Source organism: Bacillus sp. FSL W7-1354 (assembly GCF_038002405.1).
Lineage (GTDB): Bacteria > Bacillota > Bacilli > Bacillales > Bacillaceae > Bacillus > Bacillus paralicheniformis.
In genome coordinates, this window is sequence record NZ_JBBOCL010000001.1 from 3,859,574 (window position 1) to 3,872,320 (window position 12,747).

The 12,747-nt window shown below is 47.2% G+C and carries 10 protein-coding genes; 9 read left to right on the plus strand and 1 reads right to left on the minus strand.

Translation table 11 applies throughout. The annotated features are described in order from the left end of the window. From nasC to cobA, 4 genes are all read left to right on the plus strand, one after another. Nucleotides 1-2,160: an assimilatory nitrate reductase catalytic subunit NasC gene (nasC, locus tag MKZ04_RS19510; RefSeq protein ID WP_144497705.1), complete on the plus strand. Its 2,160-nt coding sequence runs from the start codon at nucleotides 1-3 to the stop codon at nucleotides 2,158-2,160. Between the two features lie 113 nt (nucleotides 2,161-2,273). Then, nucleotides 2,274-4,694, plus strand: coding sequence for a nitrite reductase large subunit NirB (nirB, locus tag MKZ04_RS19515; protein WP_023857922.1), 2,421 nt, complete (start codon nucleotides 2,274-2,276; stop codon nucleotides 4,692-4,694). A 30-nt stretch (nucleotides 4,695-4,724) separates the two neighbouring features. Further along, nucleotides 4,725-5,045, plus strand: coding sequence for a nitrite reductase small subunit NirD (gene nirD, locus MKZ04_RS19520; protein ID WP_020450192.1), 321 nt, complete (start codon nucleotides 4,725-4,727; stop codon nucleotides 5,043-5,045). A gap of 111 nt (nucleotides 5,046-5,156) precedes the next feature. Continuing rightward, entirely contained in the window at nucleotides 5,157-6,617 is a 1,461-nt protein-coding gene (gene cobA, locus MKZ04_RS19525; protein WP_205802193.1) for a uroporphyrinogen-III C-methyltransferase, read from the plus strand. Between the two features lie 25 nt (nucleotides 6,618-6,642). On the opposite strand, the gene MKZ04_RS19530 is transcribed toward cobA, so the two are convergent. Then, nucleotides 6,643-7,323 carry a GntR family transcriptional regulator gene (locus tag MKZ04_RS19530; RefSeq protein WP_341046794.1) on the minus strand — a complete coding sequence of 227 codons (681 nt, stop codon included), beginning with the start codon at nucleotides 7,321-7,323 and terminating at the stop codon, nucleotides 6,643-6,645. A 227-nt stretch (nucleotides 7,324-7,550) separates the two neighbouring features. On the opposite strand from MKZ04_RS19530, the gene MKZ04_RS19535 reads away from it, so the two are divergent. The 5 genes from MKZ04_RS19535 (at nucleotide 7,551) to MKZ04_RS19555 (ending at nucleotide 12,730) form a co-directional block, all read left to right on the plus strand. Next, the gene (locus MKZ04_RS19535; RefSeq protein ID WP_154059281.1) at nucleotides 7,551-9,191 is read left to right on the plus strand and encodes an SLC13 family permease; all 1,641 of its coding nucleotides are present in this window, start codon (nucleotides 7,551-7,553) and stop codon (nucleotides 9,189-9,191) included. 143 nt (nucleotides 9,192-9,334) lie between these two features. Next, entirely contained in the window at nucleotides 9,335-9,730 is a 396-nt protein-coding gene (locus MKZ04_RS19540) for a 3-hydroxyacyl-ACP dehydratase FabZ family protein (RefSeq protein ID WP_149169509.1), read from the plus strand. Nucleotides 9,731-9,745: 15 nt separating this feature from the next. Beyond that, nucleotides 9,746-10,210, plus strand: a complete 465-nt coding sequence (gene tsaA, locus MKZ04_RS19545) for a tRNA (N6-threonylcarbamoyladenosine(37)-N6)-methyltransferase TrmO (protein ID WP_023857917.1) — start codon at nucleotides 9,746-9,748, stop codon at nucleotides 10,208-10,210. A gap of 170 nt (nucleotides 10,211-10,380) precedes the next feature. After that, nucleotides 10,381-12,432, plus strand: a complete 2,052-nt coding sequence (locus MKZ04_RS19550; protein ID WP_035339231.1) for a BglG family transcription antiterminator — start codon at nucleotides 10,381-10,383, stop codon at nucleotides 12,430-12,432. Between the two features lie 16 nt (nucleotides 12,433-12,448). Next, nucleotides 12,449-12,730: a PTS sugar transporter subunit IIB gene (locus MKZ04_RS19555; protein ID WP_043054063.1), complete on the plus strand. Its 282-nt coding sequence runs from the start codon at nucleotides 12,449-12,451 to the stop codon at nucleotides 12,728-12,730. The last annotated feature ends 17 nt before the right edge of the window (nucleotides 12,731-12,747 follow it).

Below are 12,747 nucleotides of genomic sequence, written 5' to 3' on the forward strand. Positions count from 1 at the left end.
TTGACAGAACGATTGCTAAAGTACTTTCGCACGAAGCAAAAAGAAGTGCAATCCGAAAAAACGTATGACACCCAATGTCCATTTTGCAGCATGCAGTGCAAAATGCAGCTCATTGAACAGACAATTGTGACAAGAAAAAAATACACGGCGGTCGGAAAAGACAATCCGACGACAAAAGGACGGCTGTGCATGAAAGGGATGAACGCCCACCAGCATGCCTTTCATTCGGAGAGGATCACCCATCCGCTGATCAAAAAAAACGGCGACTTCGTCCGTGTGACATGGGATGAAGCGCTTCAGTACATCAAACAGCAAGTAACAGCGATCCAGCATGAAGATGGCCGCGATGCTTTGGGTGTATACGGCAGCGCGTCCATTACAAACGAAGAAGCGTATTTGCTGGGGAAGTTCGCCCGCGTCGCCTTGAAGACGAAGCATATTGACTACAACGGCAGGCTTTGCATGTCGGCGGCCGCTACAGCTGCAAATCAAACCTTTGGAATGGACCGGGGGCTGACAAATGCCCTTTCCGAGATCCCCCATGCAAGGGTCATCATCCTCGCAGGTACGAATATCGCAGAGTGCCAGCCGACGATCATGCCGTATTTTGAAGAAGCGAAGCAAAACGGGGCCTACATCATTGTCATCGATCCCCGCGAAACGGCAACGGCCAAGATCGCCGATCTGCATTTGAAAATCAAGCCGGGGACAGACGCCGCGCTCGCAAACGGTATGCTGAAAGTCATCATTGAAGGACAGCTGACAGACGGAGCTTTTCTCAGAGAGAGAGCTGAAGGTTTTGAAGAGGTCAAGCGCCATGTGGCGTCTTTATCACTTGAAGACATTTCGGCCAAAACCGGGATACAAATCGAGCAGATTAAAAAAGCTGCAGTAAAATTTGCCCGTGAGGAGACGGGAATGCTGTTCACGGCAAGAGGGGTTGAACAGCAAACGGACGGAACGGCTGCCGTCAGAAATTTACTGAATATTCTAATATCAACTGGGAAAATCGGCAAATTTGCTTGCGGCTACGGCGCCGTCACCGGACAAGGAAATGGGCAGGGGGCGCGGGAGCACGGCCAGAAAGCAGATCAGCTGCCAGGGTACCGGTCGATTGAAAACGAAGCTGACCGCGCTTATATTGCGGATGTTTGGGGCATAAAAGCTGAAGACCTTCCAGGAAAGGGTGTATCCGCCTATGAAATGATGGAGAAAGTTCATGAAGGCGAAATTACCGGGATGTTTTTAATGTGTTCAAACCCTGTTGTATCCAGTCCGAACGCAGGCTTTGTCAAATCCGCTTTGGGAAAATTAAAGTTTTTTGCCGCCGTTGATTTGTTTCTTTCTGAAACGGCTAGACTCGCGGACGTCATTCTCCCCGCATCATCCTATCTCGAGGACGAAGGAACGATGACCAATCTGGAAGGCAGAGTGACATTAAGGGAAGCCTCAAAACCGTGCCCCGGTGAAGCGAGGCATGACTGGCAAATGATTTGCGATATTGCTGCTGCGCTTGGAAAAGGCCGTTATTTTTCATATCGATCGGCAGAGGATGTTTTTAATGAATTAAGAAAAGCGAGCCGCGGCGGAATTGCCGACTATTCGGGCATCACTTATGAACGTCTGAGAAAGGAAGGCGGCATTTTATGGCCTTGTCCCGAACAGGGACACCCCGGGACACAGCGCCTGTTTGAATCATCCTTTGCCCACCCGGACAAAAAAGCGAAAATGTGCGTCGTCCCGAACGAACCAATGATCAAAAAAGATGAACCGACTGAAGAGTATCCCCTTTATCTGACGACCGGAAGGGTGATGTCTCATTATTTAACCGGAGTACAGACGAGAAGGAGTGCTGCACTCAAGGCCAGACACTTTGAATCATTTATGGAAATTCATCCGAAAACGGCGGAAAAATACAACATTAGCGACAGGGTGCTGGTCAGGGTGGAGTCAAAAAGAGGCAGCATCATTGTCAGGAGCAAATTATCGGAAGCCATCAGGCCGGATACCATTTTTGTGCCGATGCATTGGGCAGATTCGCAAAATGTGAACGATTTGATAGCGGAAACGCTCGATCCGTCTTGCAGAATGCCGGGATTTAAGGTTTGCTCCGTAAAAATTCGTCCGTCAGTTGACAATTATGTGAATAAATTGTCATAAAAAGTCATAAAAAGTTTACAAAATTAACTATAATTTGTGATAATTTTAAAGATGTAAACAGAATACTTGTTTAGGGCGTATAGTGAATTGTTTTGAAAAAGGGGAGGATCATAGTGAAAAAAAAGCAGCTAGTCCTGGTAGGGAACGGTATGGCCGGGGTCAGGGCCGTTGAAGAAATTCTTAAAATTTCAAGCGAAGAGTTTCAGATCACGATTTTTGGAAACGAACCGCACCCAAACTATAACCGGATTCTTCTTTCCAAAGTGCTTCAAGGAGATACGGATGTTAAGGACATTACACTGAATGATTGGGATTGGTATGAAGAAAACGGGATTCAGCTGTATACGGGGGAAGAAGTCGTTAAAGTTGATCCGGAGTCCAAAACCGTCATCACGGATGCGGGAAGAGTCCAGCCGTATGATGAACTGATTTTGGCGACAGGTTCTCTCCCTTTTATTCTGCCATTGCCCGGAGCGGATAAAGAAGGTGTAACAGCATTCCGTGATATCAAGGATACGGATATCATGCTCGAAGCTTCCAAAACGTACAAAAAAGCAGCCGTTATCGGCGGCGGATTGCTGGGACTGGAAGCAGCGCGCGGACTTCTTAACCTTGGCATGGACGTTACCGTTATCCACCTCGCGCCATATTTGATGGAGCGTCAGCTTGATGCAACCGCAGGACGGCTTTTGCAAAAAGAGCTGGAGAAGCAGGGCATGAAATTTTTGCTGGAAAAGCAGACAGAAGAAATTTACGGAGAAACACGTGTCGAAGGCTTAAAATTCAAAGACGGCTCAATGCTTGAAGCCGATTTGGTCGTCATGGCGGTCGGAATCAAGCCGAACGTTCAGCTCGGCAAAGACTGCGGCCTTCCGGTAAACAGAGGAATCGTCGTCAATGATTACATGGAAACCGAAGTTCCCAACATTTATGCTGTCGGAGAATGTGCGGAACATAGAGGCATTGCCTACGGACTTGTCGCGCCTCTTTATGAACAGGCGAAAGTGCTTGCCAAAAAAATCTGCGGCGTTGAAACAGCTCCGTATGAAGGGTCTGTTTTATCAACCCAGCTGAAGGTTTCCGGTGTTGAGGTCTTTTCTGCCGGTGATTTTAATGAGGATGACGGAGAAGACAAAAAAGCGCTTAAAGTGTTTGACGAACAGGACGGAATCTACAAGAAAATCGTTCTGCGCGGCAATCAGGTGATCGGCGCCGTACTGTTCGGAGACAGCAGCGAAGGTAACAGGCTGTTTTCCATGATTCAAAAAGGAGCAGATATTTCAGATACTTCTAAAATTTCAATCTTGCAGCCTTTGAATCAGGAAGAAGGCATGAGCTTGACCGCTGCGATGAGCGACGATGAGATCGTATGCGGCTGTAACGGCGTTTCGAAAGGAATGATCATTCAGGCGATCAAAGAGCAGGGCTGCACATCGACGGATGAAATTAAAGCCTGCACAGGCGCATCACGTTCTTGCGGAGGATGTAAGCCGCTTGTCGCTGAGATTCTTCAGCATACGCTCGGCTCAGAGTTTGATGCTTCAGCACAAAAAGAAGCGATTTGCGGATGTACGGACCTGTCAAGAGACGAAATCGTGGCCGAAATCAGAGAAAAAGGGCTGACCCATACGAAAGAAGTCATGAACGTGCTCGGCTGGAAAACGGCGGAAGGCTGTTCCAAATGCCGCCCTGCGCTTAACTACTACCTCGGCATGATCAATCCGAAGGAATATGAAGATGAAAGAGAATCCCGCTTCGTCAATGAACGGATGCACGCCAACATTCAAAAAGACGGCACATATTCAGTTGTACCGCGGATGTACGGCGGGGTTACCAATTCGAATGATTTGCGGCGCATCGCTGATGTCGTCGACAAATATGAAATTCCGCTAGTGAAAATGACCGGCGGCCAGCGGATTGACCTGATCGGCGTCAAAAAAGAAGATCTTCCGAAAGTATGGGCTGATCTTGACATGCCTTCAGGATTTGCTTACGGAAAAACGCTCAGAACCGTAAAAACGTGTGTCGGCGAACAGTTCTGCCGCTTCGGCACGCAAGACTCAATGGCCCTCGGAATTGACCTTGAGAAAAAATTTGAAGGGCTCTACACGCCTCACAAAATTAAAATGGCGGTTTCCGCTTGTCCGAGAAACTGCGCTGAATCCGGCATTAAAGATATCGGCGTCGTCGGCATCGACGGTGGCTGGGAAATTTACGTCGGCGGAAACGGAGGCACGCATTTGCGCGCAGGCGATCTGTTAATGAAAGTCAAAACGGCTGAAGAAGTCATCGAAATCACAGGCGCGTATCTCCAATACTATCGTGAAACAGCCAACTATTTAGAACGGACATCTGCTTGGATCGAACGTGTCGGCTTGTCCCACGTCCAATCCGTATTGAATGATAAAGAAAAACGCAAAGAGCTGAATGACCGCATCAATCAAGCGCTGTCTGTCCATAAAGACCCGTGGAAAGACTTTTTGGAAGACGAAAAGACAACAAAACAGCTATTCGAAAATGTTGTCACTTCTTAAAATGAGAAATCAACTTGAGGAGGAATTCATATGGTGAACAAGAACTTAACAAAGGTGTTTGTTTCGAAGATCGGGGATTTGCCGAATCAGCTTGGGAAGACAGTGCTTATCGAGGACAAGGAAATCGCGGTATTCAAGCTTTCAAACGGCAATGTCCGCGCGATTGAAAACCGCTGCCCCCACAAAGGGGGCGTGCTTGCCGAAGGAATGGTAAGCGGCAAATTCGTCTTCTGTCCGATGCACGACTGGAAGATCAGCCTTGAAGACGGCAAAGTCCAAGAGCCTGATACAGGGTGTGTTCAGACATACGAAACGGTCGTTGAAGGCGAAGATTTGTATATCGTTTATTAAAAACGGCTCAAAGACATGTATTGTCAAAAGCCTCAAGGGTCGCTGAATGTGCTCCCTCTTTATTAAAAAAACACGCGTTCACAGAATCGGCAGATGGAAGGATGACAGTTGATGGGGAATGGGAAAGTATATTTTGTCGGGGCCGGACCGGGCGATTCAGGATTGATCACATTAAAAGGAAGAAAGCTGATCGAGGCGGCGGATGTCATATTGTACGACAGGCTCGTCAATTCTCGGCTGCTTGAGCATGCAAAAGCATCATGTGAATTTGTCTACTGCGGCAAGCTCCCGGACCGCCATTATATGAAACAAAGTGAAATCAATGCACTGCTCATTGAAAAGGGGCTGAAAGGCCTCAAAGTGGTCCGGCTGAAAGGAGGAGACCCGAGCGTGTTCGGCAGAGTCGGAGAAGAAGCGGCAGCCGTCAGCGAACACGGCATCCCGTACGAAATGGTGCCTGGCATTACATCGGGAATCGCCGCGCCTCTTTATGCCGGACTGCCTGTGACCCACCGCGATTTCGCTTCATCCTTTGCCGTTGTCACCGCCCATGATAAATCGGGCAAACCGGAAATGAATTGGGAAGGGCTGGCCAAAGGCGTCCAAACCCTCGTCTTTTACATGGGGATCAAAAACCTTGGTTATATATGCGAGCAGCTGATGAAACACGGCAAGTCTCCCCTTGTTCCCGCGATGGTCATCCAATGGGGCACATGGGGCCGGCAGCGGAGCGTTAAAGGGACATTGCAGAATATCAGGGAAAAAATAACCGAGCATCAAATTAAAAATCCCGCGATCATCGTCATCGGCGACATCGTATCATTCAGGCAGAACAGCTGGTTTGAAGAAAAGCCTTTGATCGGGCTGAACATGATGGCGGTCAAAAGCTGTGAAGAAGAACGAGTCCCGGTGGAGACGCTTCGTGAACAAGGCGCTGAAGTTGTTGAATGGCCGAAATGGAAATCAGCCGAAACGGTGCCTGACGATACAGTTTTAGATCGAATTGCTTCTTTTGACAGCCTGCTGTTCACCTCAAGTGCGTCACTGCGCAGATTTTTCAGCCGGCTTGCCACTTTGAAGATCGATGTCAGGGAAATGCGCGGCCGGCTCTACGCTTCAGATCTGCATGTAAAAGCAGCTCTTGAAGAACGGGGATTTTCCGCTTTTCTGCAGGCGGAAATGCCGGTTTCGGACAGCTGTTTGCTGATCGGCAGCCGGGAAGCCGTGCAAAATCAACCGCACTCCGGTTGTGAGGTATTGATTACACATGACAGGATGATCGACAGCCGCTTTACATCGATCATTAAACGGGAGATCGAGGAGTTTCCTGTTGATATCGTGATCTTTGCGAATCGAACATGCGTCGAGCTGTTCGTAAACGAGGCTGAGACAATCGGCCTCCATCCGGAAAAAACGGCTGCCCGTCTGCAGGCGGTCTGCCTCACGGAAGAAGCGGGGAAGAAGGCTGCAGCCGCCGGGTTTCAGCGCGTTCATATTGTGAATGAACGCGACCGCCTTCCTGATATCATCAAAGGGATCAACCGCACAGCCGAATTTGTCTGCCAGAGCTGAAAAAAGCAGGGGTAACCCTGCTTTTTTAGCGTGCGGAACTGCTTCCGAACAACACCTCTTTTAAATAGCAAAGGTCTGCCTCTATATGCTTCCTCATTGATTCGGCAGCCTTGGCGTCATTTCTGACCTGCATGTGACGCAGAATCTCCTCGTGCTGATTGATGATGTCAAGGGTGCGCACCGGTTTTTCAAGGTTTTTGCTCCGGTAGAAAAAGGTCAGCGACCGCAAATCAAGCAGCTGTTTTTGCAGGCGTTCGTTTTCGCTCGTTTCGATGATGACATCATGAAATTGCGTATTTAGGCGAAGAAGTGCATTGGCCGACTCCGGACTTTGGGTTTCCTGGTGCTTACGCGCTTCAGAGAGCGTTTCGGAAATGAGCTCCAGTGTTGCATTTGAAGCAAGGCGGGTTGCCAATGAAACGGCCAGGGATTCGAGCGCCTGGCGGCATTGGTATATTTCTTCAAGGTCTTTGATTGTCGGTTCATAAACTGTAATTTTTGATTTATCATCTATCGATAATAATCCTTCTTGTTCAAGTGTCCGAATCGCCTCCCTGACGGGGCTGCGGCTCACTTGCAGCTCCTTGGCGATTTTGGATTCGTAGATCCGTTCGCCGGGTCGATATCCTCCTTTAATAATCATATCTTTTAAATAATGATGGACTTGATCATGATAAGAGACTGCACGTTGTATGGAAAACTTCACGCTGTTCACCTCGTTTATTTTTCACTGCGGAAATCACTAATAGTCTAGCAAAAAGAGAGAAATACCATCAACCTAAAATTACCATAATATTGAGTATTTTGTGACAAAAAAGTGTTGACTGCCATTAGCTGTCCGTTATAATTAAGTTATAACTGTCGACAGTCGGCAGCTTACTTTTTATTTACTATTGTAAGCGCTTTATCGATAGAGGGGAAGGGGGATTTTTGATGAAATCAAGCGTTGTGTCAGCATGGGATATGCTTTGGAGATCACACCGGGAAGCAAAGAGGCTGCTTTTGTTCGCCATGCCTGTCAGGGCGGGAAAAGATGCTGATTTAAAGATCAAGTCGGAGCAAACCATGAAGGAAGAAAAGCCGCCGAGCTATAAAACGCCTCAGAAAATCGGACTGCTGCTAGGTCCTGCATTGTTTTTCGCCGTCCTTTTGTTCTTTTTTCCCGAGGGTCTGAGCCATGAAGGAAGAATGGTATTGGCGACCACGTTGTGGGTTGCGGTATGGTGGATTACGGAAGCTGTTCCGATTCCGGCTGCATCATTGCTGCCGATCGTGCTGCTTCCACTGACCGGGGCGCTGGAAGGGGCAGCTGTCACGTCAAGCTACGGCGATCCGATCGTTTTTTTATTTTTAGGAGGCTTTTTGATTGCACTTGCGATGGAGCGCTGGAATCTTCATAAACGGATCGCGCTTAATATCATTTCTGTAGTAGGTACGAGCACGTCAAGGATCGTCCTCGGGTTTATGGCGGCCACAGGGTTTTTGTCCATGTGGGTCTCAAATACGGCTGCGGTGATGATGATGCTTCCGATTGGAACCGCTATCATTCATCAGGTATCAGCCGTCATGAAATCTGAAAGAAAAGATTTAGCCGGAGAAGAAGCGAAATTTTCAAAAGCGCTGATCTTCAGCATCGGGTATGCGGGGACGATCGGCGGACTCGGTACGCTGATCGGCACACCGCCGAACATTATTTTGGCGGCCAATATTAAGAAGCTGTACGGAGTTGAAGTGTCTTTCGGTGGTTGGATGGCTTTTGCCGTTCCGGTCGTTGTCATTTTGCTTGTAGCGGTATGGCTGTACTTGACGAAAGTGGCGCATCCGATCAAGATGAAGGAGCTTCCGGGCGGAAAAGAATTGATTCTCAAAGAAAAAAGAAAGCTCGGAAAGATGAGCTTTGAAGAAACAATGGTTCTGCTCGTCTTCGGGTTTGCCGCGTTTATGTGGGTGACGAGGACGTTTTTATGGGATGACAAAATACCCGGTATTGACGATACAATGATTGCGATATTCGCAGCTTCATTGCTCTTCATGATCCCTTCGCTCAATAAAGGGGGCAGGGTATTGGACTGGTCGGTTTCGAAGGACTTGCCGTGGGGGATTCTCCTTTTATTCGGAGGAGGCTTGGCGCTCGCGACCGGTTTTAAAGAAACGGGTCTCGCCGAGTGGATCGGCGGAAGGCTCACGGTATTGGATGGATTTAACTTTGTGGTCATTGTCGTCATCTCAACGGCATTGGTGCTGTTTTTGACGGAGATTACGTCGAATACGGCTACGGCGACTATGATTCTGCCTGTACTGGCCTCGCTCGCTTTAGCGCTGAATGTCCACCCGTACGCATTAATGGTGCCTGCTGCAATGGCAGCAAACTGCGCCTTCATGCTGCCGGTCGGCACGCCGCCGAATGCAATTATTTTCGCATCGGGCAAATTGAAGATCAGCGAGATGGTTCGAACCGGCTTTGTCATTAATATTTTCACACTGATTTTAATCGTCGGAGCTGTGTTCTACATTCTGCCGAATTTATGGGGAGTGGATCTAACCGTCTTCCCGGGCAATCTGAAATCGAATTGATGAAGCAAAGCCAGGGGCTTAGACCCCGGCTTTTTGTCATGGTGGAATGTTTGAGCGATCAGCAGCTTCATTCTGTGTCATCGCGTTAAATAAAGAGAAAAAAATGAAACTGCGGTATAATCATGTAAAAAAGGATGATCAGCGTGAACAATTCTCTACTGCCGCATCGATACCCGTTTCTATTCATTGACCGTGTTGTCGAGAGCGAGTCGGGAAAATGGGTGAAAGGATATAAATTCATAACGGAAAACGACTGGTTTATCACGGAAAACCAAAAGGAAATGCCATTTTCCATTATCATTGAAGCGCTGGCTCAAACCGCTGCATTTACTGCGCTCAAAGACCCGGCTGAGATCGGCTTTCTGTCTTCGGTGAAAAAAGCTGAATACACCGGCAAGGTCTTTGTGGGAGACAAACTTGATCTTTATTTTGAAGTTTCCCGCTTTAAAAGAGGGTTTTTATTCGGCAACGGAACCGCCTCAGTAAACGGAAAACCGGCAGCGAAAGCGGAGATCGGGATTTTTATGGAAGCGAAGTGAAAGCGGGGGATAAAATTGATAGAATTAAAGCCTGTCGCGTTTGTGAAAAACTTGCGGACTGTGCCGCAGGATGATCATTGGGGCGATGTGATTTCTGAAATTAATTTGGCTGAAGATATTCATCCGGACGCTTTAAAAGGGATCGAAGCATTTTCTCATTTGGACATTATCTTTTACTTTCATCAAGTAAAAGAGGATCAAATACAATATCAGGCGAGGCGCCCGAGAAACAATCAAAACTATCCTGAGACAGGCATTTTCGCCCAACGGGGAAAAAACAGGCCCAACAGGCTCGGCGCAACCGTTGTGACACTCCTTGAAAAATCCGGGAGCAAGCTTGTAGTGAAAGGGTTGGATGCGATTGACGGAACACCTGTAATCGATATCAAACCGGTAATGAAAGAGTTTCTTCCGAAAGGGCAAATCATACAGCCGAAGTGGTCGGAAGATTTGATGAAAGTATATTGGCATGACAGCTGATTGATAGAAAAAAACCTCTCAACACCTTTTGAGAGGTTTTTTCATGCTTGTACGATAAAAAAGAAGGATATCAGACCAATCTTGAAGATCGGAAGTCCCATGAATTGTACCCAATCGGCAAACAAAATGAAAACGCTTTATTATATGATGGCAATAAAGGGGGCGCAAAAATGATCAACGAGAAACGTCCGGCTCAATTGCTTCAATATTTGCTGCGTGTCAGAGAAGCAACCATGCATCAGCTGATTGATCATTTTCAATTATCAAAACGGCAAATCTGCTATGACCTGGACAAAATCAATCATTGGCTGACCGGCAAGCAGCTGCCTGAAATCGAATATAAAAGAAAAAACCGGCTGGCCGTTCCGGAAAAATTGCTTGAATTGCGGTTCTCCGAAGCCTGTTCAGACATCGGCCGCTCGTTTATTTTTACACAGGAAGAGCGGATCAAAGCCTTGTACATGTTCCTGTTTGTCCGCAGGGAGCCGATTTCATCCGCTCATCTCACACAGTTATTGCAGGTCAGCAAAAATACGGTCATGAATGATGTGAAAAAAGCGAATGAGACGCTGGCTCCGTTTTTGGTGGCGATCAGATATACAAGACAGCGCGGCTATCATTTAATAGGAAGCGAGTTTGATAAAAGAGTTCCTGTCATGCACCACCTTTCTTATTTTCTGCAAAAGCCTTACGGCAAAGAAATCCTTCATTATATTTTAAAAGTTTCCGGCTCGTGCGATCACACACAACAAGAAACGAAAAGAGCGGTTGAACTTGTCTCGAAAGAATACAGGATTCAACTCGTTGAAGAAAGGCTCAATGAATTTGTTTACTTTCTGATGATGTATTCGATCAGAGTGGCCGAAGGAAAAATTGTTCGTTTTCACCAGGAGGAGGGGGAGCTTTTAAAGCAAAGTCCGCTGAAAAACGCAGCCGTAAGGCTTGTGAATGAACTTCGGATTCCCGTCTATGAAACCGAACTTTGCTACATTTTGATCCAGCTGCTCGGGCTTTCATTTGGACAACAGCCGGCGCATGATCCGCTTTATCAGCTGTGTGAAAAGCTTGTGTTTGAATTTGAATCAAGAGCATGCATCACATTTCCGAGGAGGCGCGAGGTGGCGGAATCTCTTTATCGGCACTTGAAGCCGGCATATTTCAGAATGAAATACCGCATTCCGATTCACAATCCCCTGCTCAGCAAGATTAAGAAAGAGCACAAAGAACTGTTTACCATCGTTCAAAAGCTGATGCGGCACCTTGAAGCGCTGCTGAACAAACCGGTTCCAGAAGAAGAAATAGGCTTTATCACGATTCACTTTGGTGCATTGCTTGAGCAGCCGGTACAGTCCGGATCATCGAAAAAGACAGCTGTCGTCATTTGCCCGAGCGGTGTCAGCTCATCCTTGATGGTCAGGCGCCAGCTTGAATCGCTATTTTCAGAGATTGTCGTTGAGAAGGCGATGTCTTTGCAGGCATTCACACCTGACGTCTTTGACCGTTATGATGCCGTGTTTTCCACCGTTGAGCTTAAAACCAAAAAACGATACTACATGGTCGGGCCGCTGATGACGCCCGCTGAAAAAAGCAGGCTTGTCAATGAAGTGTATCAGGAACTGTTCGGCGTGAAGCAAAAGGAGCTTTTGACAGACGAATTTCTTCACATCCTCAAGAAGCACGCCAAAATCATAGACGAAAAAGGCCTAAGAGAAGCATTGAAAAATATTATATTTATTCAAAAAGTGACGGAAACAAGGGGGAAACGACCAGTGCTGAAAGATCTGTTGACAGATGAAACCATTCAAATGGCTGACCAAATCAAAAGCTGGGAAGAAGCGATTCAAACAGCGGCAAAACCTTTGCTTGATAAGGAGGTGATCTTGAAAGAATACACAGATGCCATGATCGACAATGTCAAAAAGATGGGACCTTATATGATCATCGGCCCCGAGATTGCCGTTCCTCATGCAAGACCTGAAAAAGGCGTCCGAAAGGTGGGAATGAGTCTCCTGAAACTGAAGGAGCCGGTCTATTTTTTGGATGATGAACAGTATCCGGTAAGGCTTTTGTTTTGCATTGCGGCGGTTGACCATACGACACATCTGAAGGCGCTTTCCCAACTGACCCGGCTTCTCAGCAATAAAGAAAATCAAGACTCCTTAAAGGAAACCGAGTCGTTGGATCATATCAAACGTTTAATCGAAGCCTATTCATCCAATTAAAAACAGGAGGGATAACATGAAGATATTGGCAGTTTGCGGATCAGGACTTGGAAGCAGTTTTATGCTGGAAATGAATATTAAAGATATTTTGCAGGAAATGGGGTTAATGGAGATCGAGGTGGATCATTCGGATTTGAGCTCAGCGTCTCCTGATCAAGCGGATTTGTTTGTCGTTGCCAAAGATATCGCGGAAGGAGCAGCCCACCTGCGGGATATCGTCGTGCTTGAAAGCATTATAGACTTGGATGAACTGAAAACAAAACTGGTTAAAACATTGCAGGAAAAAGGAGTGCTTTAATCACAGAAAAGGAGGAA

Bases quoted from the DNA above. Each gene is read 5' to 3' on its own strand.
- MKZ04_RS19535 (WP_154059281.1), top strand. From the start codon at position 7,551: ATGAAATCAAGCGTTGTGTCAGCATGGGATATGCTTTGGAGATCACAC.
- nirD (WP_020450192.1), top strand. From the start codon at position 4,725: ATGGTGAACAAGAACTTAACAAAGGTGTTTGTTTCGAAGATCGGGGAT.
- MKZ04_RS19555 (WP_043054063.1), top strand. From the start codon at position 12,449: ATGAAGATATTGGCAGTTTGCGGATCAGGACTTGGAAGCAGTTTTATG.
- cobA (WP_205802193.1), top strand. From the start codon at position 5,157: ATGGGGAATGGGAAAGTATATTTTGTCGGGGCCGGACCGGGCGATTCA.
- MKZ04_RS19550 (WP_035339231.1), top strand. From the start codon at position 10,381: ATGATCAACGAGAAACGTCCGGCTCAATTGCTTCAATATTTGCTGCGT.